We start from the raw sequence: 21,844 nt of genomic DNA, 5'->3' as shown, positions 1-21,844 counted from the left end.
CGCTGCGCGGCGGCGCGACGTGGCAGTTGCGGAGAAAATCGCCCCGCCGGTACGGCGGGGCGCGAGGTCAGCCGTTCAGCGCCTCGGACAGAGCGGCCTGCGCGTCGTTGCCGTCGAAGGTCGTCACGCCGTCAAGCCAGCCGGTCGCGGCGTCGGGATTGGCGGCCAGCCATTCTTTCGCGGCGGCCATCGGATCCTGTCCGTCATTCAGGATCTTGCCCATCACCTCGTTTTCCATCGCCAGGGTGAATTCCAGATTCTGCAGGAACTTGCCCACGTTCGGGCATTCCCCGACATAGCCGGCGCGGGTGTTGGTGCGCACTTCGGCGCCGCCCAGATCCGGCCCGAAGATGTCATCGCCGCCGGTCAGATAGGTCATTTCGAACTGGGCGTTCATCGGGTGCGGCTCCCAGCCAAGGAAGACGATCGGGTTGTCAGAATTCGATGCGCGGCTGACCTGGGCCAGCATCCCCTGTTCGCTGGATTCGACGATCTCGAAGGTGCCCAGCCCGAACTTGTCCTCGGCCACCATTTCCAGCAGCAGGCGGTTGCCGTCATTGCCCGGCTCGATACCGTAGATCTGGCCGTCCAGCGCGTCCTTGTGCTCGGCGATCTTGCCGAAATCGTCGATGCCCAGATCGGCACCGGCCTTGTTGGTGGCCAAGGTGTATTTCGCCCCGGTCAGGTTGGTGCGAACCGTATCGACCGTGCCGGCCTCGCTATAGGGGGCGATGTCGGCCTGCATGGTCGGCATCCAGTTGCCAAGGAACACGTCCACATCATCGGTCGAAAGCGCGGTATAGGTGACCGGCACCGACAGGATCTTGGTCTCGGTCTCGTATCCCAGCGCCTGCAGAACGGTCGAGGCCAGCGCTGTGGTGGCCGTGATGTCGGACCAGCCGACATCCGAGAAGGTGACGTCCTGGCATTGCTCGGGTTCGGCGGCCAAGGCAGGGCCGGTCAGCGCGGTGCCCAAGACCAGCGCGGCGGCGATGCGGGGAAAGGTCATGATTGGCTCCCTATTGTTGATTGACCAGTCAATTAAAGATCGGTTACAGTCAAAAAGCAACCGAAAACTCCGACTGCAGGTGCATGATGCCGAAACTTGGGGCCGAGCCTATCCGAAAAGCCGCGCTGATCAACGCGGTCATCCACGAGGTGGGGCAGGCCGGATCGCTGGACGTGACGGTGGCACAGATCGCGCGTCGCGCCGGCATGTCGCCCGCTTTGGCGCATCACTATTTCGGATCCAAGGATCAGATGTTCCTTCAGGCGATGCGCTATATCCTGCGTGTCTATGGCACTTCGGTGCTGACGGCGCTGCAAAGCCGGGGCCGCAACCGGCGGCTCGAGGCGATTGTCGAAGCCAATTTTGCGCCGCAAAACTTTCGCCGTGAAACGATCAGCGCATGGTTGAATTTCTATGTGTTGGCGCTGACCGAACCCGAGGCGGCCCGGCTGCTGCGCGTCTATCATCGGCGCCTCGAATCGAATCTGATCGTGGCGCTGCGTCCGTTGACGGATCACCCCCGGCGCACCGCGCGCACGATTGGGGCGCTGATCGACGGCGTCTATCTGCGCGCCGTGCTGCGGCCCGGACCGACCGACGCCGAAGCGGCCATGAAAACCATGATGGATTATATCGAGGAGGCCCTAGCATGAGCCTGAACGCACAACCTGCCGCCAGCCTGTTCGTCGGCGGCCGCTTCGTCGAGGGTGAGGGGGCGGCGCTGCCGGTTCTGTACCCCTATTCGGGCGAGGAGATCGCGTCGCTGCGCGAGGCCAGCACCGATCAGGTGTCGGCCACCTGCCGGATCGCGGTCGAAGCGCAGCCGGCATGGGCCGCGCTGGCCCCGGTGGAACGCGGTCGCGTCTTGCTGCGCGCCGCTGCCATCATTCGCGAACGCAATGCGGAACTGTCGCGGCTAGAAACGCTGGATACCGGCAAGCCGATTCAGGAAACGCTGGTCGCCGACTGGGAATCGGGGGCGCAGGCGCTGGAATATTTCGGCGGGCTGGCCGCCACGCTGACGGGCCAGATGATCCCGCTGGGGCAGGACTGGGCCTATACACGGCGCGAGCCGCTGGGTGTTTGCGCGGGGATCGGGGCCTGGAACTATCCCAGCCAGATCGCCTGCTGGAAGGCGGCGCCCGCGCTGGTGATGGGCAATGCAATGGTCTTCAAGCCGTCCGAGGAAACCCCGCTTGGCGCGCTGAAGCTGGCCGAGATCCTGCTTGAGGCCGGTTTGCCCGCAGGCGTCTTCAACGTGGTCCAGGGCCGGGGTCAGGTCGGCGCCGCACTGACCACGGATCCCAACATCGCCAAGGTATCGCTGACCGGATCGGTGCCGACCGGCCGCCGTGTCTATGCCGCAGCCGCCGAAGGCATGCGGCATGTCACGATGGAACTGGGCGGCAAGTCGCCGCTGATCGTCTTTGACGACGCCAATCTGGAACATGCGGTCAGCGCGGCGGTTCTGGCGAATTTCTATTCCTCGGGGCAGATATGTTCCAATGGCACCCGTGTGTTCCTGCAGGAAGGTATCCGAGAGCCGTTCCTGGACCGGCTGGCCGAACGGTTGCGGCATGTGAAGATCGGCGACCCTCTGGACCCCGACACCCAGCACGGCCCGATCGTCAGTGCCGCGCAGGCCGGCAAGATCCGCGCGATGATCGCGGACGGTCAGGCGGCGGGGGCGCAGATCCTGTGCGGTGGGCCGGGCGAGGGCGCGTTCATCCCGCCCACCGTCTTCGTTGACGCAACCGACGACATGACCATCACCCGCGACGAAATATTCGGCCCGGTGATGACCACGCTGGCTTTTTATGACGAGGAAGAGGTGGTTCGCCGCGCCAATGCGACCGGCTTCGGTCTTGCAGCGGGTGTCTTCACACAGGATCTGACCCGCGCGCACCGCGTCGCCGCGGGGCTTGAGGCCGGTACCTGCTGGATCAATACCTATAACCTGACGCCGGTCGAGATGCCCTTTGGCGGCGTCAAGATGTCGGGGATCGGGCGCGAGAATTCGGCCGCCGCGATCGAACACTATTCGCAGGTGAAATCTGTCTATGTCGGCATGGGCGGCGTCGAGGCGCCCTACTGAGAAACCACTCAATACCGGAGATTGCGGCATCATGGCCCCATCGGATTACGTTATCGTCGGCGCAGGTTCCGCCGGCTGCGCGCTGGCCTATCGCCTGACCGAGGCGGGAAAGACCGTGACCCTGATCGAGTTTGGCGGCAGCGATATCGGCATCTTCATCCAGATGCCCGGCGCGCTGTCCTATCCGATGAACATGCCGCGCTATGACTGGGGGTTCTCGACCGTGCCGGAAGAACATCTGGGCGGCCGGAAACTGGCGACCCCGCGCGGCAAGGTGCTGGGCGGGTCGTCCTCGATCAACGGCATGGTCTTCGTGCGCGGCAACCGCAAGGACTTCGATTTCTGGGAAGAATCCGGTGCCATCGGCTGGGGCTATGCCGATGTGTTGCCCTATTTCAAGCGAATGGAAAGCTGGCATGGCGGGCGGTCGGCGTGGCGCGGCACCGACGGTCCGCTGCATATCACCCGCGGCAAGCGCAAGAACCCCCTGTTCAACGCTTTCATCGAGGCCGGTCATCAGGCGGGCTGGCCCAGAAACGACGACTATAACGGCCAGCATCAGGAAGGCTTCGGCCCGATGGAGGCGACGATCTGGAAGGGACGGCGCTGGTCTGCCGCCAACGCCTATCTGCGGCCCGCCAAGAAAACCGGCAAGCTGACCGTGATCCGCGCACTGGCCCGCCGCGTCCTGTTTCAGGACAACCGCGCGGTGGGCGTGGAAATCGACCGGAAGGGCCGGATCGAACAGGTCATGGCCGGGGAAGAGGTGATCCTGTCGGCCAGTTCGATCAACACACCGAAACTGCTGATGCTGTCCGGTATCGGCCCCGCCGACCATCTGCGCGAACACGGTATCCAGGTTCGCGCCGACCGTCCGGGCGTCGGCGCGAATCTTCAGGATCACCTGGAAATCTACATGCAGTACAAGTCGCTGAAGCCGGTCAGCCTGTACACCTATTACAATCTGCTGGGAAAAAGTCGGGTCGGTGTCGAGTGGATCCTGCAAAAGACCGGGCTGGGGGCGTCGAACCAGTTCGAAAGCTGCGGCTTCATCAGGTCGGGCGAGAACGTTGATTATCCCGACATCCAGTATCATTTCCTGCCGCTGGCCGTCCGCTATGATGGCAAGGCGGCGGCCAAGGGGCATGGGTTCCAGGCGCATGTGGGGCCGATGCGGTCAAAGTCGCGCGGCACGGTCAGGCTGGACAGCGCAGATCCTGCAGGCGCACCCAGAATTCACTTCAACTATATGTCGCATGCTGATGATTGGAAAGAATTTCGTGCCTGCGTCAGGATGACGCGACAGATCTTCGATCAGCCCGCTTTTGCCGAATATCGCGGCGAGGAAATTCAGCCCGGTGCGACGGTGCAAAGCGATGGCCAGATCGACGCTTTCATCCGCGAACATGCCGAATCCGCCTATCACCCCTGTGGCACCGCTCGTGTCGGTGCCGCAGAGGATGGCATGGCGGTGGTCGATCCGCAGTTGCGGGTGATCGGCGTGCAGGGTCTGCGCGTGGCAGACAGTTCGATCTTTCCGCGCATCACCAACGGCAACCTGAACGGCCCCTCGATCATGACCGGCGAAAAGGCTGCCGATCATATCCTGGGGCGTCAGATGATGCGGGCCGATCCGGACCTGACGGAAACTGCCAGCTAGGCCCGAACCAGGCGGCGGGGTCAGCCTTCGCTGGACCCGCCCGCGTTGCGAATCTGGGAAACGGTCTCGGTCAGCCCCGCGGCGGGCACGCCGCGCAGCAGTTCCGATCCGATGACGAAGGTCGGCGTGCCCTGGATTGCCATGCGCTCGGCCAGTTGATGGTTTTCGCGCAGGACGGCGGTGACCGGCTCGGTGTTCATCGTGTTGACGATCTCGTCGGGATCGACGCCGATATCCTCGGCGACCTTCTTCAGCGCCTCGATCGTGGCTGGGCTGCGCAGTTCGATGAGTGCGTCATGGGCCTTGCGGTAAGCCTCGTCCCCGGCGATCTGCTTGACCGCGACCGCAAAGCGGGACGACGCCTCGCTGTCCTGCCCAAGAATGGGAAATTCCTTCAGGACCAAGCGGATATTTCCATCATCCTCGACGATGTCGTGGACTTCTTGATTGAAGCGTCGGCAGACTCCGCAGCGATAATCGATGAACTCGACGATGGTCAGGTCGCCATCCGGATTACCACCGATCCAGCTGTGCCCATCCTCGAACAGGTCCTGCTGATTGGCAGCGACCAGTTCCTTGTCGTTTTCCGCGGCATCCGCCGCGCGCCTTGTTTCCAACTCGTTGATCGATTCGATCAGCACCTCGGGATTGGCCATCAGATATTCGCGCACCGCGTCCCCGAAGGCAGATTTTTCCTGATCCGACATGGCCGAAATGTCGAAGGCGAAGGTCGGCGTGGCGGTCAGAAGCAGCGCGGCGATCAGGCGTTTCATCAAAATCCTCTTGAACAGATTGCGCGCAGCTTGGCCCGCCGCCGCCCGCTTGGCAAGAAACCCGGCAACACGGCTGCGTGAAAGCCGCAAAAGGCTAGAGTCCGTGCCGCGTGCAGGATAAGACGGGGCAAAACAAGATCGGGGCAAGGGCAATGCGGGAATCCGTTCGCGGGCAGGTCGATCCGTTCATCGTCATGGATGTCATGGATGCGGCGGCGCGCGCCGAGGCCGAGGGGCGTCACATCATCCACATGGAGGTCGGCCAGCCGGGCACGCCCGCACCGCAGGGTGCGCGGGATGCGCTGGCCCGCGCGCTGACGCAGCCCTTGGGTTACACCGTCGCGCTGGGGCTGCCCAGGCTGCGGCAGGGCATCGCGGGGCTTTATCGTCACTGGTACGGGATCGATCTGGACCCTGCGCGGATCGTCGTGACGCCGGGCAGCAGCGGTGCATTTATCCTGGCGTTCTCGGCGCTGTTCGATGCCGGCGACCGCGTCGCGATGGGCTATCCGGGTTATCCCAGCTATCGCCAGATCCTGCGCGCCATGTCGTTGCAGCCGGTCGGCATCCCGACGCGGGCCGAGGATCGATACCAGCCGCGGCCCCGGGATCTGCCCGACGCGCAGGGGCTGATCCTCGCGTCGCCGGGAAATCCCTCGGGGACGCTGCTGCGCAAGCAGGAACTGGCCGCGCTGACGCGGGCGGCCGCGGACAAGGGCATGGCGGTGATCTCGGACGAGATCTATCACGGCCTGTCCTACGGTCAGCACTGCCATACCGCGCTTGAGGTGACGGATGAGGTTTTCGTCATAAACTCTTTCAGCAAATACTTTTCCATGACCGGGTGGCGCGTCGGCTGGATGGTTGTCCCCGAAACGCAGATCCGCACCGTCGAACGGTTGGCGCAGAACATGTTCATCTGCCCGCCCCATGCCAGCCAGGTCGCGGCGTTGGCCGCGCTGGAGTGCATCGACGAGGCCGAGGCCAATCTGTCCGTCTATGCCCGGAACCGCGAACTGATGCTGGAAGGGCTGCCAAAGGCCGGTTTCACCCGGATCGCACCGCCCGAAGGGGCCTTCTACATCTATGCCGATGTCTCTGATCTGACAGACAATTCTTTGGAATTCTGTGAGGAGATCCTTGCAAAGGCTGGCGTCGCGGTCACGCCGGGGCTGGATTTCGACCCTGATCGGGGTGCCCGAACCCTGCGCTTCAGCTATGCCCGCGCGACCGAGGACATCGTCGAGGGGCTGGCGCGCCTGCAGGAGTTCATGTCGCGAAGATGAGGGGGCTGGCGCTGATAATTGCATTGCTGACGCTGATGCTGTCGCCGCCGCCTGCCGTCGCGCAGGAAGCGGCGCGGCTGGTGCCGGGGGCGTCCGCGCTGACATCTTCGGGTGGCGGCTGGTTGCGCGGCCCGCCGGACATGCAGTTGCGCCTGACCCTGACTCGGGCCGTGCCCTATCGGGTCTTTCTGGTCGGCGATCCGATCCGGCTGATCGTCGATCTGAAGGACGTGGATTTCGCGAATGCCAAGGCCCAGGATCTGTTCGGGGCCGATCTGGTGCCGGCGATCCGTTGGGGACATTATCGGCGCGGCTGGTCGCGGATGGTGGTGGAACTGCCCGGCCCCTATCGCGTCGCCAGTGCCGGACTGCGCACCGGCGCCCCCCAGCCCCAGATCACCGTGGCGCTTGAACCGGTCAGCGAGGCCGAATTCGCACCGCGCCCCAGCGCCGCCACCGCGTTGCGGGACCTGCCCGCGCCTGCCGATCTGCCCGAGGCCCCGATCACCGAAGGGCTGGTCGTGGCGCTGGATCCGGGGCATGGCGGTTTCGATCCCGGCGCGCAGGCGGGTGGCGAGACCGAGGCGGATCTGGTGCTGGAATTCGCGCTTGATCTGCGCAAGGCGCTTGAAGCGCGCGGGGTGAACGTCGCGATGACGCGCGAAGATGACAGCTTCGTGGCGCTGGAGGACCGGATGACGCTGGCCCGAGAGGCGGGCGCCCGCCTGTTCCTGTCGCTGCATGCGGACGCGCTTCCAAAGGGGCAGGCGGCGGGTGCGACTGTCTATCTGTGGAATCCGGCCTCGGATAATCGCGCGGCACGGCAGCTTGCGATGCGGCATGGGCGCGACGATCTGCTGGCCGGGGTCGATCTGGCCGGGCAGGACGACGCGTTGGCCGGTGCGCTGATGGATTTCGCCCGTACCGACACGCAGCCGCGATCCGAGAATTTTGCCCGCTGGCTGACTTCGCGCATGGCGCTGATGGGGATCGGCATGCACGGCAGGCCGGTGCAGGGCGCGGCCTTCGCGGTGCTGAAATCGCCCGACATGCCCTCGGCGCTGCTGGAACTGGGGTTTATCTCGGACGATGCGGACCGGGCCAATCTGACCAATCCGCTTTGGCGGGCGCGTATGGTCGAGGTGGTCGCGGATGCGATCACGGGATGGGCGCGCGACGATGCGGCGCGCGCCTCGATGCTGAGGCATTGAAAGACGGGCGCACGGTCGCGTGATCGCCCAGTGTTGTTTTGACCCGTTCATGGCCCAAGGCTATAGACGGGAGAGTTGATCGAAAGGCGTTCTCACGTGCTGCGCGGCATCCTGTCATTCTTTGGTGCGATCTTTTCATGGGTGGTGACCGCCGCCTTCTTTGCTGCGCTGACCGTCGGCGGCATCTTCTGGGTTTATTCGCGCGACCTGCCCAGCCACGAGGCACTGGCGCAATACACGCCAAAGACGATCAGCCGGATCTATTCGGGCGAGGGCCGCCTGATCGACGAGTTCGCCGAGGAACGCCGGCTGTTCGTGCCGATCGAAGAGGTGCCCGATCTGGTCAAGCAGGCCTTCATCAGCGCCGAGGACAAGAATTTCTATATCCATCCCGGCTACGACCTGCGCGGTATCCTGGGCGCAGCCTACGAGGCGGCGGCCTCGGGCGGCAGCACGGTGCGCGGCGCCTCGACCATCACGCAGCAGGTGATGAAGAACTTTCTGCTGTCCTCGGACCGCAGTGTCGAGCGGAAGGTCAAGGAACTGATCCTGGCCTCTCGCCTGGAACGGTCGCTGACCAAGGACCAGATTCTGGAACTTTATCTGAACGAGATTTTCCTCGGTCAGAACAGCTTCGGCGTCGCTGCCGCGGCGCAGACCTATTTCAACAAGTCCCTGGCCGAGCTTGCCCCCCACGAGGCCGCGATGCTGGCCGCCATGCCGCAGGCGCCGGGGCGCTATCACCCGGTGCGGGCCAAGGATCGCGTGACCGAACGGCGCAACTATGTGCTGCGGGAAATGTGGCAGAACGGTTATATCGATCAGGCGACCTACGAATCCGAGGCGAAACTGCCGCTGAAATCGGTTCAGAACGGCGACTACCCGTCGCCGTCCAGCCAGATGCCGCCGCGTGACTATTTCACCGACGAGATCCGCCGCCAGCTGAGCCGAGAGTTCGGCCGCGACGAATTCTTCGGCGGCGGCCTGACGATCCGCGCCACCGTCGAGCCTGACTTGCAGGATGCTGCCGCCAATGCCCTGCGCGAGGCGTTGGAGAACTATGATCGCGGCACCGGTGTCTGGCGCGGAACCGGCGAGACGATCCCGGCCGAAAGCCTGGGCAGCGAGGCAGGCTGGCGTGGCGCATTGTATGAAACCCGCGTGCCGCGAGACATTCCGGGCTGGTATCCGGCGGTCGTGCTTGAGGTCGGCGATCAGGATGCGCGGATCGGCATTGAAGGCATCGAAGAGGACGGCGATGGCCACTGGATCCCGGCCAGCGACGTGCGGTGGGCGCGCAAGCTGGATCGCGAAACCGGTCGGCTGGCCGCGCGGGCGCGGGTCGCGGGCGATCTGGTATCGGTCGGTGATGTCGTACTGGTACGCGCCATGACCAGCGACGCGGATGGCAGTTTTATCCGCTGGACATTGCGGCAGGTTCCGCAGGTTCAGGGCGGTTTCATGGCGATGGACGTCAACACGGGCCGCGTGATGGCGATGCAGGGCGGGTTTTCCTATCAGTCCTCGGTCTTCAACAGGGCCACGCAGGCGCTGCGGCAACCCGGTTCCAGCTTCAAGCCATTTGTCTATGCCGCGGCGCTGGACAACAACTATACCCCCGCGACCATCGTCGTGGACGAACCGATCCGGCTGAATACGCCCTATGGATTGTGGGAACCCAAGAACGCCGGCGGGCGCCACTATGGCCCCACGCCGCTGCGCACCGGGATCGAGCAGTCCCGGAACCTGATGACGATCCGCATCGCGCAGGATATCGGCATGGAGACCGTCGCCCAGTATGCCGAGAAATTCGGCGCCTACGACGCGCTGAAGCCGTTTCTGGCCAACGCGCTGGGGGCGCAGGAGACGACCTTGTTCAAGATGGTCGCCGCTTACGCAATGTTCGCCAATGGTGGCGAGCGGGTCGAACCGACACTGGTCGACCGGGTGCAGGACCGGCGCGGGCGGACCATCTATCGCCACGACAAGCGGGTGTGCGAGACATGCGGCATGCAGGCATTGCCCGCCGGCCAGGGTCCGGTGATCGACAGCAACCGTGAACGCGTCATGGATGCGGTGACCGCCTATCAGCTGACCTCGATGATGGAGGGCGTGGTCAAGCGCGGTTCGGGCAAGGGGGTCAACCTGCCGGTGCCGATCGCAGGCAAGACCGGCACGACGAACGACGCCAAGGATGTCTGGTTCATCGGGTTTTCGTCGAACATCGTGGCCGGATGCTATCTGGGGTATGATCAGCCGCGCACGTTGGGATCGAATGCCTATGGCGGCACGCTGTGCGTGCCTGTCTTCAACGAATTCATGCGCAAGGCCGTGGCGGAATATGGCGGGACCGAATTCAAGGTTCCGCCCGGCGGGCACTGGGTCAAGATCGACCGGATCACTGGTCAGCGGCTTGACGACGACGCGACCGGTGCGAACGTGATCGCCGAATATTTCCGCGACGGCACCGACCCGGACTGGCTGTCGCCCTATGTCGTGTCGGGCTTCGGCGATGCCGAGGTCGTGCTGCCGTGGGAGGCGGGTGCGGCGTCTGGCGCGGCAACGTCGATCACCACATCGACCGGGCAGCGCAAGGTCATTCCGAAGCGGACGGATTTCGGCACGATGTCGTCGGGCGGGCTGTACTGACCGCGACCTGATCCGCGCGATCAGGTCGCTTGCGCGTCTTGCCTGCGGCGAACATGCCCGGGTGCGGGGCATGTCCCTGAGGTGATCGTGCCGGTCAGGGACAGGGCTGGTTGGTCCATGCCTCGGGGTCGGCGGCGCGATAGCACTGCTGGCGCGTGCCATAGCCCTCGGCCACGGCCAGCACCCGGCCCTCGACCTGTGGATCGGGCCGCAGCGTGAACTCGATCACATGCTGCTCCGCCTTCACTGAATCGTCGGGCAGTCCCGACATGGTCAGCACGATGGCGCCGTGCCCGTCGCCGCGATCATAGGCGTTCAGGGTCTCGGCATAATTTCCCTCGACTGGCTCGCTGCTGCCCAGTTGCTGCTGAATTGCGGCTGCGGCCTCGGGCAGCATCTCGGCGCCTGTCAGGTTCAGCGCCGACAGATCGCGCAAGGCATATTGGTCGGGGCCAAGCGCCGGTGCAGTCGGCCAGCCGTTCGCCGCGCCGCTAGCGGGCATCGGCGGCTGATCCATGGACGCGCAGCCTGCCACGACAAAGCAGACTGCCGTAAGGGTCGGGATGGCAAGTTTCATCATCGCCTCCTGTGTCTGGTTGGACATTTCCAGCCTAGCGCGAATCGCATTGCATTGCGCGCCTCACGCGCGAATCCAGCCGGGACATGCCCAAAGTCTCAGTCCCGGTCGTGATGCGCCATCGGCTTCAGGGTCTGCCGGATCACCCACAGGATCACCAGTGCCAGGCCTGTTCCCAGCGTTGCCAGCAATCCGCTGCCGGTGCCGCAAGCCAGTCCGATGGCGCCGCACAGCCACATCGATGCGCCCGTCGTCACCCCGCGCACATTGCCGCCACTGGTGATGATCGAGCCTGCCGCCAGAAACGCCACGCCTGCCGTGACCGCCTCGATCAGGCGCAACGGATCTATGCGCAGCGTGTCTGCACGTTCGGCCGGGAAATGCGTCAACTCCATCGCGACGATCGTGAACATCGCCGCCGCCAGCGTGATCAGCATGTGGGTGCGCAGCCCTGCGGCCCGCGATTTCACCTCGCGTTCCCAGCCGATCAGCGCGCCTAGAAGCAAAGCCAGCCCCAGACGGGCCATTGCGGACAGCATGGTCATGGATTGCAGCGGCGCGAAGATGTCCGAGAAAATGGGTTCTATGCTGGGCATGTGGCGCGACCGGATTCAGGGGGCAGAGAGCCAACGCCGCCGGGCAAGCGCGGGTTTCGCGCCCCTGCAGCATTCGGGCGCGTCGCGGTGGCTGCTGCGATGTCGTGCCGACCTCTCTTGTTCGTACGACCCGTGCAAGTTATCAGTCACCCCTGAATTTCGCGAGGAAAAGACCCATGCGCGCCGAGACGCAGTCCACGATCGAGTCCATCCGCAAGTCGCTGACCCTGCTGGGGCAGCGGATGGATTGGCAGACCGCGCCGCATCGCCTGGAAGAGATGAACGCGATGATCGAGGACGGCGATCTGTGGTCTGACCCCGCGCGGGCGCAGAAGCTGATGCGCGACAGGCAGGCGTTGTCGGATGCCATTGAGACCCATCGCCGGATTCAGGCCGATCTGGACGCCAATGCCGAGATGGTCGAACTGGCCGAAGCCGAAGGCGACGCCGATCTGGTCGCCGAGGCCGAAGCGAACCTGAAATCGCTGGCCGAGATGGCGCGCCAGAAAGAGCTTGAGGCGCTGCTGAACGGCGAGGCGGACGGCAACGATACCTTCCTGGAAATCAACGCCGGGGCCGGCGGCACGGAAAGCTGCGACTGGGCGGCGATGCTGGCGCGCATGTATGTGCGGTGGGCCGAGAAGAAGGGCTATGATGTCGAACTGATCTCGGAATCGGCGGGCGACGAGGCCGGCATCCGCAGTGCCGCCTACAAGATCAGCGGGCATAACGCCTATGGCTGGCTGAAATCGGAAAGCGGCGTGCACCGGCTGGTGCGGATCAGCCCCTATGACAGCGCGGCACGGCGGCACACATCGTTCAGTTCCGTGTGGGTCTATCCGGTCGTGGACGAGAATATCGAGATCACGGTCCCCGACAACGAGATCCGGATCGACACCTATCGGTCCTCGGGCGCGGGCGGTCAGCACGTCAACACCACCGACTCGGCCGTGCGGATCACCCATATTCCGACCGGCATCGTCGTGACCAGTTCGGAAAAGTCGCAGCACCAGAACCGGGCGAACGCGATGGCCGCGCTGAAATCGCGGCTTTACCAGATGGAGCTGGACCGCCGCAACGCCGAGATCAACGCCCAGCACGCCGCCAAGGGCGACGCCGGCTGGGGCAACCAGATCCGGTCCTATGTGCTGCATCCCTATCAGATGGTGAAGGATCTGCGCACCTCCGAGGAAACCAGCGATACGCAAGGGGTGCTGGACGGCGCGCTGGACGCGTTCATGGCCGCCACCCTGGCGCTGGATGTCGCTGGCAAGTCCCGCGCCGAAGCGCAGTCCGACGACTGAGCCGGCAGGAAAGCCTAACCTGAGGTCAGACGGGGTCGCTGCGCCGGTTGCAGGCGACGTCTTCCCCGCGGTGCATATCGGCAAAAGACGGTGTCCGCCTTGCGAAGGGGTGGTTGCGCCCCGAGCGTTGCGCCGGTTTGATGACGCCGGATCAACGGGATGGATTGCGATGCAGAAACGGCGGTTGGGGCAGGGCGGCCCGATGGTGGGGGCGGTTGCGCTGGGGACGATGAATTTCGTCGGGACCTATGGCGAGACCACGCCAGACGATGCGCTGCGCTGCATGGAGGCCTGTCTGGAGATGGGCGTCGATCACCTTGACACCTCGAATGTCTATGGGATGGGGCGGGCCGAGGAATTGTTGTCCCGCTTCCTGAAGATCCGGCGCGATCGCGTGGTCCTTGCCAGCAAATGCGGGATCACCCGCAACCCCGAACATCCGTTCGACAACTCTCCCGATCATATGCGGCAGGCGTTGGAAGGGTCGCTGCGTCGGTTGGGTGTCGAACATATCGATCTGTACTATCTGCACCGGCACGAACCCGGCCGCCCCATCGAAGAGGTGATGCAGACCTTGCTGCGGTTTCGCGACGAGGGAAAAATCGGCGCGATCGGCCTGTCCGAGATCGCGCCCGGCACGCTGGAGCGTGCGCTGTCCGCAGGCCCGGTCGCGGCGGTCCAGTCCGAATATTCACTTTGGACGCGTCAGCCTGAACTGGGCATCCTTCAGGGCTGTGCGCGGGCTGGCGCCGCGCTTGTCGCGTTCTCGCCGGTCGGTCGCGGCGTGTTCGGCGATACGCCCCCGGACCCCAACGCCTTCGGAGATCGCGACCTGCGTCAGGGGATGCCGCGCTTTGCGCCGGAAAACTGGCCGCGCAACCTGGCCCGACTGACGAAGTTTGCCGACTACGCGCGCGATCACGGCCACAGCCCGGCCGCCCTGGCGATCGCCTGGGTCCTGTCGCGTGGCGATCATGTGATCGCGTTGCCCGGATCGCGCAGCATCGCGCATATGCGTCAGAACGCTGACGGGGCCGCGATCAGCCTGACCCACGCGCAGCTGGCCGAGATCGAAACGATCCTGCCGGTGGGCTGGGCCCACGGCGCCCGCTATGGCGAGGCCATGTCGCGGGGACCGCAGACCTATTGCTAGACCTCTGCAACACGTCGCTTGTGCCGGTATGCGGACTTGATAGACTGTCCTCGTGTCAGGGGTCTTGAGCCGGATCAATACAGGGGTTCAGCACGATGCGGAAACGTATTTCATGTGCCGTGTTCCTTTTGGGCCTGGCCGCAGGCCCGGTTCTTGCCGACACCACGGACGCCAGCTGCGAGATCTATCCGGCCGGTTCCGACAAACTGGACCGGATGGTTGATTGCACATTCTCTCAGCGGCAGGGGAATGTCGTCATCCGCCTTGAGGACGGCACGGAATACGATCTTCATCCGGTCGGCGACACGCCGGGAAATTTCCGCGACGGCAACGGCGATGCCGTCTATCGCCAAAGCGGACTGGGAGAGATGGGTCAGATCTTCCGTTTTCCCAAGATCAGCATCTTCGTCTATTGGGAACGGAGGGATCAGGACGCCGGCGATGCGCAGAACGCGACGGCGCCCTTCTCGACCGATGATTATGACGCGACCGCTCTGCTGCGTTGCGGGGAAGGCGTTTCAGACGCGCGCGCCATTTGTCCCGCCGGAGTCGCGCGGATGGAGGTTGGGCAGGCGTCGGTCACGGTCCAGTCGCCGGACGGACAGCAGGTCACGCTGAATTTCATGAAGGACACCGCAACCGGCCGGCCCGATGTGAACGCATCCGGTCACGAGGTCGCGGCGCGGATGGAGGCGGATACCTGGATCGTCGTCGTCGATGGCACTCAGGTCTATGAGGTGCCCGAGATATTCCTGATCGGCGATTGAGGCCGCGGCGATATCAAACTTGACAGACGCGACCCCAAGCGCGCATCACTGATCGCGTTTTTGTGGAGAGTAGCCGTGGTCCGTTCGGGGTATCTGCCGTCGCTTGACGGCTTGCGTGCAGCGTCGATCCTTCTGGTTCTGGTGGGACATGCCGAGATCAGCAGCCGAAGTCCCGGCGGCTTCGGGGTGACGGTCTTCTTCTTTCTTTCGGGATATCTGATCACCACGCTGCTGTTGCGGGAACAGCACCGCTACGGGACCATCTCGATGCGGCAGTTCTATTTGCGCAGGGTTCTGCGCCTGATGCCGCCACTGGTGCTGACGCTGGCCGCAGCGATGCTGCTCTCCGCAGTTGGCTTGGCGCGCGGCCAGTTGGATCTGGGCACGCTGACCAGTCAGTTGCTGTTCTATTTCAATTATTACGCCCAGGTCGCGGCACCGCAGCTTGTCGAGGGGCTGGGTATCCTGTGGTCGCTGTCGGTCGAGGAACATTTCTACCTGATCTGGCCCGCGATCTTTGTCGCGCTGATGCGGAACACGATCCGGATTCGCCATCTGGTCCTGCTGCTGGCGATCATTCTGGCGTGGCGGTGTTATCGGGTGATCGGCTGGGGCGATCCCGAATGGAAGATCTATTTCTCGACCGATACGCGTTTCGACAGCCTGCTTTACGGCTGCATTCTGGCGATCGTCCAGCAGCGCTATCCCGATTTCGACCGCCGGTTTCGGTCCGGTCCGGCGATGTATGCGATTCTGGCGCTGTCGCTGGGGGTGTTGCTGTTCACGCTGGCCTATCGGGACGAGATGTTCCGTTCCACGCTGCGCTACAGCCTGCAGGGCATTGCGCTGATGCCGATTTTCCATTTCGCGGTGAATTGTCCGGATGCGCTCGTGTTCCGGCCGTTGAACTGGGCGATCATACGGCGCATCGGCGTCTGGTCGTACACGATGTACCTGTCGCATTATGTCATCATGTATGCGCTGGCGGCCAATGATGTTGCGGCCTTCGGAAGCCTGTCGATCCTGCTGTGGTCCTTGCTGCTGTCATGCCTGTGGTCGGCGCTGGTCTTCGAACTGGCCGAGAAACCCTTGATGCCCTGGCGGCGACGGCTTTCGGTGCATCCGGGCAGCATGCCGCAAGGCGCGGCGGCGGACTGAACCCCGCTGCCACGTGTGCCGCTTGCAGCAGGCTTGGCCATGCGTAGTATGCCGCAGGTGCGAAATAACCGCGGGGCTTCGAGATGCAGGAAAAATCGATCAACCTGGCCCTGCAGGGCGGCGGCGCGCACGGGGCCTTTGCGTGGGGCGTGCTGGATCGGCTTTTACAGGAAGACTGGCTGACCATCGCGGCGATCAGCGGCACCTCGGCCGGGGCATTGAACGGGGCTGCGGTCAAGGCCGGGCTGTCGCGCCATTCGGGCCCCGAGGGTCGGCGGGCGGCCCGCCGGAACCTTGATTGCCTGTGGAGCGAGGTCGGCCAGCTTTCGGACAACCGGCTGGTGCGCTGGATGCATTCGCTGATGCCGCTGCCGCGCAGCATGCATCGCCTTACAGAGATGTTTTCGCCCGCCGCCTGGCTGGACGGGCTCAGCCGCATCTTCAGCCCTTATGATTACGGACCGTTCTACGTCAATCCGCTGGGACCGGTGCTGCGCGAGCTGCCCTATCCGAATTTTGCCAATGATCGCGGCCCCGAACTGTTCGTGACGGCGACCAATGTCCGCAGCGGTCGGATCAGGGTATTCACTCGCCACGCCGTCACGATCGAGGCGGTTCTGGCATCGGCCTGCCTGCCCACATTGTTCCGCGCGGTCGAAATTCACGACCCCGAGACGGGACAGCTTGAGGCGTTCTGGGATGGCGGCTTCACCGGCAATCCGGCCCTTTTCCCGCTGTATCGCAAGGATCTGCCCCGCGACATCGTGATCGTGAACATCAATCCTCTGATGCGCGACGGCGTGCCGCGGTCGCCGGTCGAGATATCGGACCGTGTCAATGAGGTCAGCTTCAACAGCGCGCTGATGTCTGAACTGCGCGCGATCAATTTCGTCAAGCGGCTGCACGCGGAGGAACGGCTGCATAACCGGGCGATGAAGAACCCGCTGATCCACATGATCCTTGACGATACGTTGATGAATGATCTGAACGCGCGGTCCAAGATGATGCCGGCGCCCGGTCTGCTGGCCCGGATGAAAGAGGCAGGGCAGGCGTCTGCCGACCTGTTCCTGACCGATCACGCCGATGCGCTGAATGCTCAGGATACGGTCGATCTGTCCGAATTGCTACGCGGCTCGGGCATCGTCGGATAGACCAGTCCGGCCGAGATCACCAGCTTGGCTGCGTCCTCGACCGACATGGACAGGATCTTCACCTCTCGCGCCGGGGCGTAGATCAGGAATCCGGATGTGGGATTGGGCGTGGTCGGCACGAAAACGGCCAACATGTCCTCGCCGGTGACACGGGGCAGTTCGCCCTTGGCCGATCCTGCGACAAAACCGATCGCCCATAGCCCCTTGCGCGGATACTCGATCAGGCAGGCGCGGTCGAAGCGCGCCTCGGACTGCGACAGGATCGTTTCGGCGATCTGCTTCAGCGCGCCATAGATGGACCGGATGATCGGCATCCGGTTCACCAGCTGTTCGCCGGTGCGCAGCAGCGACCGGCCGACCCAGCCCTTGGCCATCCAGCCGATCAGCACAGTGAAGAACAGGAAAAACACCACGCCGACGCCGCGCAGATTGATGCCGATATACTGTTCGGGCAGCCAGCGCGCAGGGATCAGCGGCAGCACCCAGCTGTCCATCCAGCCGGTCAGCGTCCAGATCAGCCAGACCGTGATGCCGATCGGCGCCACGACGACCAGCCCGGCCAGAAAATTCGCGCGCAGACGCGCCAGCAGACCGGGTCGGCGCGGCGGCAAGGAAAGAGGGGTGGGGTCGGGCACACGCATGGCGTGATTGGAACAGTCAGTGCCCGTCCGCGGTCAAGCCGGTTTCGTCATCTCGACGGCGATTTCTGCCGCAAGTCGCGCATTGTTCATGACCAGCCCGATATTCGAGGCAAGCGACTTGCCCTCGGTCAGTTCGAACACCCGTTGCAGCAGGAAGGGCGTGACCGATTTCGTGGCAATGCCCTGCGTCTCGGCCTCGTCCAGCGCCTTCAGGATCACGGGCAGGATTTCGCTTTGGGTGATCTCGTGGTTGGGCGGGATCGGGTTGGCGACAAGCTGTCCGCCCGCAAGGCCAAGCCGGGCGCGCATCCGGGCGGCGGTGGCAATCTGGCCTGGGCTGTCCATCCGCAGTGGTGCCGGAATGCCGCTGTTTCGCGACCAGAAGGCCGGCAGTTCGTCCTGCCCATAGGCGATCACGGGCACGCCAAGCGTCTCAAGAACTTCCCATGTCTTGGGCAGGTCAAGGATCGCCTTGGCGCCTGCCGCGACGACCGTGACCGGCGTTTGCGCCAGCTCATGCAGATCGGCCGAGATATCAAAGCTGTGTTCGGCGCCGCGATGAACGCCGCCGATGCCACCGGTCGCGAAGACGCGAATTCCGGCCAGATGCGCACAGATCATCGTGGCGGCGACCGTCGTCGCGCCGGTGCGGCCATTGGCAAGGCAGACGGCCAGATCGGCGCGGCTCAGCTTCATCACTTCGCCCGCTGGGGTCTGAGCCAATTGTTCCAGGCTGTCATCGGTCAGTCCGACATGGATCTGATGCCCCATCACGGCGATGGTCGCGGGGACCGCGCCTGCCGTGCGGATCACCTGTTCGACCTCGCGCGCCATATCCAGATTCTGCGGATAGGGCATGCCGTGGGTAATGATCGTCGATTCCAGCGCCACGACAGGCCGTCCCGCGCCAAGCGCATCGGCGACCTCGGGGGAAAACAGAAGCGGGGCATCATTCATGGAACGTCCTTTCCCGAAACATGCGCGGCCGAGGCTTCGACGGCCTGCCGCAAAGCCGCCTCGCGCGGCTGGTTGGAAAGCCCCGCTGCCAGATGCGCGGCCAGAAAGCAATCGCCCGCGCCGGTCACACGGGCGACGGAAACCGGCGGGGGGGGCAGGGTCAGGGTCGGCCCGTTTGCGATCGCCTCGGCGGCAGGGTGCGGACCGTCGGTGACCAGAACCCGCGCCGCACCGCGGGCGACGACGGCTTCGGCGGCGGTCGCGGCGTCGGGGCAGGCACGTCCGGCAAGGATCTCGGCCTCGAGCCTGTTCAGATAGAAACAGCCGCGCCGTGCGGCGATCAGCGGCTCGAGCCGCTCGGCCTTGCCGGGGCTGGCGGGGACAACGCGCAGATCGGCCAGAGCAAGGCGCGGATCGCGGGCGATGGCCGACAGCAGATCCTCGGTCAGGTTGCCATCCAGCACCACGGCGCCGGTCCAGCCCGCCAGATCGGCCGAGAGCGGCGCAAGGATGGCGTCGCCCGCCTGTTCAAGGCTGTGCGCGTCGGCGATCGCGGCGATCAGGCCCTGGCTGTCTTCGATCCCCATATAGCAATCGGTTGGCAACCCCGTGTCGCGCGAAAGCCAGCCGGTGATGACCCCAAGCCGTTCCGCCTCGGCTACCAGCGCCGCGCCCTCGGGGTCGCGGCCCACCGCCGACAATACGGCCGGTGCCAGGCCCCACCGTAACAGCGCGACCGCGACGTTCAGTGCCACACCACCCGGAATGTGGCGGATCCGTCCCGGCACGTCTGCCCCCGGCGCCATCCGGCGCGGTGCGCGACCGATCACGTCCCACAGCATTGCGCCGATGCACAGGATGTCGGGGCGGCTGGTCATTCCTTGGTCCATTCCTGCATCTCGGTTTCCAGAAATCGTTCGAACGCGTCCAGATCGACGGGGTCGAACTGCCCGAAGCCCTGCATCCAGATCGACGCGGCGCGCATGCCGTCCGGGTCCAGCATGCACCACGTGATCCGGCCACGGCGTTCCTGCCGGATCAGGCCCGCCGCCGCAAGCACGGAGAGGTGCTTGGAAATTGCCGCAAGGCTCATGTCGAAGGGATGGGCCACATCGCTGACCGCCATGTCGTCCTCCAGCAGCATGGACAGCACGCGCCGCCGCGTGGGATCGGCCAGCGCTGCGAAAATCAGGTCCAGCCGGTCGGGCGAAAAGGAGGGCATCGATGATCCTTGCTGTCCCAAGCTGGTCGAAGGTCAACCTGGCGGTTGAATAATGTCGGCGCGCGGCCGGGAATGCAAGCGGTGCGGGCAAAAGCTCTCGTCAGGATTGTGATTTATTTTCAATTCATTATGAGGTTCCTGCACTTGCTTGACTTGGGCCGCGATCCCCCCTAGACACCCGGTCGAGCGATAACGGGGGCGTGAGAGATGGCCGAAGGGCCCCGGCATGGCGGCGACAGGGACGACGATGCGGCCCGTCTGCGCCAGCTGGAGGAACGGCTGTCGCGATTGACCCTTAAGCCAGAGGCGAAGACGCCGATGGCGGGCTATGACAAGGCGCATATCGCCTGGCGCATGGTTCTCGAGATCGTAGCGGGCATCTTGCTGGGCTGCGGTATCGGATACGGCCTGGATCATCTGTTCGGCACGCAGCCGTTCCTGATGATCCTGTTCATTTTTCTCGGCTTCGCGGCCGGCATCAAGACGATGATGCGCACCGCGGCCGAACTGGGTAGCAGCCCCGGCGACGCGCCGGAGACCGACAAGAGGGATTGACCGTGGCGACCGAGATGGAAGAAGCAACCGGCCTGACCTTCCACCCGATGGACCAGTTCATCGTCAAACCGCTGTTCGGCGGTGGCGAGGTGCATTGGTACACGCCGACGAACGTCACGCTGTGGATGGCCGTGGTCGCGCTGGCCATCATCGCGCTGCTGGTCATGGGCACTCGTGGCCGGGCAATCGTGCCGAACCGTGCGCAGTCGGTCGCCGAGCTGTCCTACGGCATGGTCCACAAGATGATCGAGGATATCGCCGGCAAGGACGGGCTGAAATACTTTCCATATATCATGACGCTGTTCATGTTCATCACCGTCTCGAACTTTGCCGGGCTGCTGCCGAAGGCGTTCACGGTGACGTCGCATATCGCGGTGACCGGCGTTCTGGCGCTGGCGGTGTTCGTCAGCGTGACGGCGATCGGCTTCATCAAGAACGGCGCGCATTTCCTTGACCTGTTCTGGGTCCGCTCGGCGCCGCTGGCGATCCGCCCGGTTCTGGCCGTTATCGAGGTGATCTCGTATTTCGTGCGCCCGGTCAGCCATTCCATTCGTCTTGCAGGCAACATGATCGCAGGCCACGCCGTGATCAAAGTCTTCGCAGGCTTTGCCGCGATCGCCGCCGTTGCACCCGTCTCGATCCTGGCTGTCGTCGGCATGTATGCCTTCGAGATCCTCGTGGCCTTCATCCAGGCCTATGTGTTCACCATCCTGACCTGCGTCTACCTGAAGGACGCGCTGCATCCGTCGCACTAGGCGGGCTCCGCATCAGGATCATCTTTACCCGAATTTCAAACTTCCAACCGCAAGGAGTATCATCATGGAAGGCAATATCGGAGAACTGGGCCAGTACATCGGCGTCGGCCTGACCGCCATCGGCATGGGCGGGGCTGCCATCGGTGTGGGCAACGTTGCCGGGAACTTCCTGTCGGGCGCCCTGCGCAATCCGTCGGCCGCCGCCGGTCAGACCGCTACGCTGTTCATCGGCATGGCCTTCGCCGAAGCTCTGGGGATCTTCTCGTTCCTCGTCGCGCTTCTGCTGATGTTCGCGGTCTGATCCCACGCCATCCTTGCGGCGGGG

At 64.3% G+C, this 21,844-nt stretch carries 22 protein-coding genes; 14 read left to right on the top strand and 8 right to left on the bottom strand.

The genetic code is table 11. The features are described from left to right. Positions 1-67 precede the first annotated feature (67 nt). The gene (locus tag MU516_RS06165; protein WP_260276349.1) at positions 68-1,009 is read right to left on the bottom strand and encodes a choline ABC transporter substrate-binding protein; all 942 of its coding nucleotides are present in this window, start codon (positions 1,007-1,009) and stop codon (positions 68-70) included. An 86-nt stretch (positions 1,010-1,095) separates the two neighbouring features. Between MU516_RS06165 and betI the strand changes: the two genes are divergently transcribed. The 3 genes from betI to betA are packed head-to-tail and all read left to right on the top strand — an operon-like array spanning position 1,096 to position 4,764. Then, on the top strand, positions 1,096-1,662 hold the full coding sequence (betI, locus tag MU516_RS06160; protein WP_260276348.1) for a choline-binding transcriptional repressor BetI: 567 nt from the start codon (positions 1,096-1,098) through the stop codon (positions 1,660-1,662). Between the two features lie 2 nt (positions 1,663-1,664). After that, positions 1,665-3,104: a betaine-aldehyde dehydrogenase gene (gene betB, locus MU516_RS06155; protein WP_260276622.1), complete on the top strand. Its 1,440-nt coding sequence runs from the start codon at positions 1,665-1,667 to the stop codon at positions 3,102-3,104. 31 nt (positions 3,105-3,135) lie between these two features. Further along, positions 3,136-4,764, top strand: coding sequence for a choline dehydrogenase (gene betA / locus MU516_RS06150; RefSeq protein ID WP_260276347.1), 1,629 nt, complete (start codon positions 3,136-3,138; stop codon positions 4,762-4,764). A gap of 20 nt (positions 4,765-4,784) precedes the next feature. Here betA and MU516_RS06145 read toward each other — a convergent pair whose 3' ends face one another. Continuing rightward, positions 4,785-5,537: a DsbA family protein gene (locus tag MU516_RS06145; RefSeq protein WP_260276346.1), complete on the bottom strand. Its 753-nt coding sequence runs from the start codon at positions 5,535-5,537 to the stop codon at positions 4,785-4,787. Between the two features lie 152 nt (positions 5,538-5,689). Here MU516_RS06145 and MU516_RS06140 point away from each other — a divergent pair, with 152 nt between their 5' ends. The 3 genes from MU516_RS06140 (at position 5,690) to MU516_RS06130 (ending at position 10,683) form a co-directional block, all read left to right on the top strand. Next, positions 5,690-6,823 (top strand): pyridoxal phosphate-dependent aminotransferase, encoded by a 1,134-nt coding sequence (locus MU516_RS06140; RefSeq protein WP_260276345.1) that lies wholly within the window; start codon positions 5,690-5,692, stop codon positions 6,821-6,823. Next, the gene (locus tag MU516_RS06135; protein WP_260276344.1) at positions 6,820-8,034 is read left to right on the top strand and encodes an N-acetylmuramoyl-L-alanine amidase; all 1,215 of its coding nucleotides are present in this window, start codon (positions 6,820-6,822) and stop codon (positions 8,032-8,034) included. Before MU516_RS06140 ends, MU516_RS06135 begins: the two co-directional genes overlap by 4 nt. A 96-nt stretch (positions 8,035-8,130) precedes the next feature. Next, a complete protein-coding gene (locus MU516_RS06130; RefSeq protein WP_260276343.1) occupies positions 8,131-10,683 on the top strand; it encodes a penicillin-binding protein 1A in 2,553 nt (850 codons plus the stop codon). Between the two features lie 94 nt (positions 10,684-10,777). On the opposite strand, the gene MU516_RS06125 is transcribed toward MU516_RS06130, so the two are convergent. Beyond that, entirely contained in the window at positions 10,778-11,260 is a 483-nt protein-coding gene (locus tag MU516_RS06125) for a hypothetical protein (protein ID WP_260276342.1), read from the bottom strand. Between the two features lie 98 nt (positions 11,261-11,358). Beyond that, positions 11,359-11,856, bottom strand: a complete 498-nt coding sequence (locus MU516_RS06120; RefSeq protein ID WP_260276341.1) for an MgtC/SapB family protein — start codon at positions 11,854-11,856, stop codon at positions 11,359-11,361. A gap of 176 nt (positions 11,857-12,032) precedes the next feature. Here MU516_RS06120 and prfB point away from each other — a divergent pair, with 176 nt between their 5' ends. From prfB to MU516_RS06095, 5 genes are all read left to right on the top strand, one after another. Continuing rightward, complete coding sequence (gene prfB, locus MU516_RS06115; protein WP_209056919.1) at positions 12,033-13,160, top strand: peptide chain release factor 2; 1,128 nt, start codon at positions 12,033-12,035, stop codon at positions 13,158-13,160. A gap of 169 nt (positions 13,161-13,329) precedes the next feature. Further along, a complete protein-coding gene (locus tag MU516_RS06110; RefSeq protein ID WP_260276340.1) occupies positions 13,330-14,313 on the top strand; it encodes an aldo/keto reductase in 984 nt (327 codons plus the stop codon). A 95-nt stretch (positions 14,314-14,408) separates the two neighbouring features. Beyond that, a complete protein-coding gene (locus MU516_RS06105; RefSeq protein WP_260276339.1) occupies positions 14,409-15,080 on the top strand; it encodes a hypothetical protein in 672 nt (223 codons plus the stop codon). Positions 15,081-15,155: 75 nt separating this feature from the next. Continuing rightward, positions 15,156-16,238 (top strand): acyltransferase family protein, encoded by a 1,083-nt coding sequence (locus MU516_RS06100; protein WP_260276338.1) that lies wholly within the window; start codon positions 15,156-15,158, stop codon positions 16,236-16,238. An 83-nt stretch (positions 16,239-16,321) separates the two neighbouring features. Next, complete coding sequence (locus tag MU516_RS06095) at positions 16,322-17,389, top strand: patatin-like phospholipase family protein (protein ID WP_260276337.1); 1,068 nt, start codon at positions 16,322-16,324, stop codon at positions 17,387-17,389. Here the strand turns inward: MU516_RS06095 and MU516_RS06090 are convergent. From MU516_RS06090 to MU516_RS06075, 4 genes are read right to left on the bottom strand one after another with little or no spacing between them, the layout of a single operon-like run. Continuing rightward, positions 17,335-18,030, bottom strand: coding sequence for a DUF502 domain-containing protein (locus tag MU516_RS06090; RefSeq protein ID WP_260276336.1), 696 nt, complete (start codon positions 18,028-18,030; stop codon positions 17,335-17,337). The two genes, MU516_RS06095 and MU516_RS06090, sit on opposite strands and share 55 nt — an antisense overlap. Positions 18,031-18,063: 33 nt before the next feature. After that, complete coding sequence (locus tag MU516_RS06085; RefSeq protein ID WP_260276335.1) at positions 18,064-18,987, bottom strand: pseudouridine-5'-phosphate glycosidase; 924 nt, start codon at positions 18,985-18,987, stop codon at positions 18,064-18,066. After that, positions 18,984-19,865, bottom strand: a complete 882-nt coding sequence (locus tag MU516_RS06080; protein ID WP_260276334.1) for a PfkB family carbohydrate kinase — start codon at positions 19,863-19,865, stop codon at positions 18,984-18,986. The genes MU516_RS06085 and MU516_RS06080 overlap by 4 nt, the downstream gene beginning before the upstream one ends. Beyond that, positions 19,862-20,209 carry an ArsR/SmtB family transcription factor gene (locus MU516_RS06075; protein ID WP_209056909.1) on the bottom strand — a complete coding sequence of 116 codons (348 nt, stop codon included), beginning with the start codon at positions 20,207-20,209 and terminating at the stop codon, positions 19,862-19,864. The genes MU516_RS06080 and MU516_RS06075 overlap by 4 nt, the downstream gene beginning before the upstream one ends. Positions 20,210-20,416: 207 nt before the next feature. Between MU516_RS06075 and MU516_RS06070 the strand changes: the two genes are divergently transcribed. The 3 genes from MU516_RS06070 (at position 20,417) to MU516_RS06060 (ending at position 21,820) form a co-directional block, all read left to right on the top strand. Continuing rightward, complete coding sequence (locus MU516_RS06070; protein ID WP_260276333.1) at positions 20,417-20,764, top strand: AtpZ/AtpI family protein; 348 nt, start codon at positions 20,417-20,419, stop codon at positions 20,762-20,764. A 14-nt stretch (positions 20,765-20,778) separates the two neighbouring features. Further along, a complete protein-coding gene (locus MU516_RS06065; RefSeq protein WP_209057047.1) occupies positions 20,779-21,519 on the top strand; it encodes a F0F1 ATP synthase subunit A in 741 nt (246 codons plus the stop codon). A 64-nt stretch (positions 21,520-21,583) separates the two neighbouring features. Then, the gene (locus MU516_RS06060; protein ID WP_089343169.1) at positions 21,584-21,820 is read left to right on the top strand and encodes a F0F1 ATP synthase subunit C; all 237 of its coding nucleotides are present in this window, start codon (positions 21,584-21,586) and stop codon (positions 21,818-21,820) included. The last annotated feature ends 24 nt before the right edge of the window (positions 21,821-21,844 follow it).

This window comes from Paracoccus maritimus (assembly GCF_025195095.1).
Lineage (GTDB): Bacteria > Pseudomonadota > Alphaproteobacteria > Rhodobacterales > Rhodobacteraceae > Paracoccus > Paracoccus maritimus.
Note: the sequence above shows the minus strand (reverse complement) of the source record. Positions and strands in the feature narration are given on the sequence as shown.

What these genes read in the sequence shown, in the direction of transcription:
- MU516_RS06165 (WP_260276349.1), bottom strand. Translation starts at nt 1,009, where the DNA reads ATGACCTTTCCCCGCATCGCCGCCGCGCTGGTCTTGGGCACCGCGCTG.
- betI (WP_260276348.1), top strand. Translation starts at nt 1,096, where the DNA reads ATGCCGAAACTTGGGGCCGAGCCTATCCGAAAAGCCGCGCTGATCAAC.
- betA (WP_260276347.1), top strand. Translation starts at nt 3,136, where the DNA reads ATGGCCCCATCGGATTACGTTATCGTCGGCGCAGGTTCCGCCGGCTGC.
- MU516_RS06145 (WP_260276346.1), bottom strand. Translation starts at nt 5,537, where the DNA reads ATGAAACGCCTGATCGCCGCGCTGCTTCTGACCGCCACGCCGACCTTC.
- MU516_RS06140 (WP_260276345.1), top strand. Translation starts at nt 5,690, where the DNA reads ATGCGGGAATCCGTTCGCGGGCAGGTCGATCCGTTCATCGTCATGGAT.
- MU516_RS06135 (WP_260276344.1), top strand. Translation starts at nt 6,820, where the DNA reads ATGAGGGGGCTGGCGCTGATAATTGCATTGCTGACGCTGATGCTGTCG.
- MU516_RS06125 (WP_260276342.1), bottom strand. Translation starts at nt 11,260, where the DNA reads ATGAAACTTGCCATCCCGACCCTTACGGCAGTCTGCTTTGTCGTGGCA.
- MU516_RS06120 (WP_260276341.1), bottom strand. Translation starts at nt 11,856, where the DNA reads ATGCCCAGCATAGAACCCATTTTCTCGGACATCTTCGCGCCGCTGCAA.
- prfB (WP_209056919.1), top strand. Translation starts at nt 12,033, where the DNA reads ATGCGCGCCGAGACGCAGTCCACGATCGAGTCCATCCGCAAGTCGCTG.
- MU516_RS06110 (WP_260276340.1), top strand. Translation starts at nt 13,330, where the DNA reads ATGCAGAAACGGCGGTTGGGGCAGGGCGGCCCGATGGTGGGGGCGGTT.
- MU516_RS06105 (WP_260276339.1), top strand. Translation starts at nt 14,409, where the DNA reads ATGCGGAAACGTATTTCATGTGCCGTGTTCCTTTTGGGCCTGGCCGCA.
- MU516_RS06095 (WP_260276337.1), top strand. Translation starts at nt 16,322, where the DNA reads ATGCAGGAAAAATCGATCAACCTGGCCCTGCAGGGCGGCGGCGCGCAC.
- MU516_RS06090 (WP_260276336.1), bottom strand. Translation starts at nt 18,030, where the DNA reads ATGCGTGTGCCCGACCCCACCCCTCTTTCCTTGCCGCCGCGCCGACCC.
- MU516_RS06085 (WP_260276335.1), bottom strand. Translation starts at nt 18,987, where the DNA reads ATGAATGATGCCCCGCTTCTGTTTTCCCCCGAGGTCGCCGATGCGCTT.
- MU516_RS06080 (WP_260276334.1), bottom strand. Translation starts at nt 19,865, where the DNA reads ATGACCAGCCGCCCCGACATCCTGTGCATCGGCGCAATGCTGTGGGAC.
- MU516_RS06075 (WP_209056909.1), bottom strand. Translation starts at nt 20,209, where the DNA reads ATGCCCTCCTTTTCGCCCGACCGGCTGGACCTGATTTTCGCAGCGCTG.
- MU516_RS06070 (WP_260276333.1), top strand. Translation starts at nt 20,417, where the DNA reads ATGGCCGAAGGGCCCCGGCATGGCGGCGACAGGGACGACGATGCGGCC.
- MU516_RS06065 (WP_209057047.1), top strand. Translation starts at nt 20,779, where the DNA reads ATGGAAGAAGCAACCGGCCTGACCTTCCACCCGATGGACCAGTTCATC.
- MU516_RS06060 (WP_089343169.1), top strand. Translation starts at nt 21,584, where the DNA reads ATGGAAGGCAATATCGGAGAACTGGGCCAGTACATCGGCGTCGGCCTG.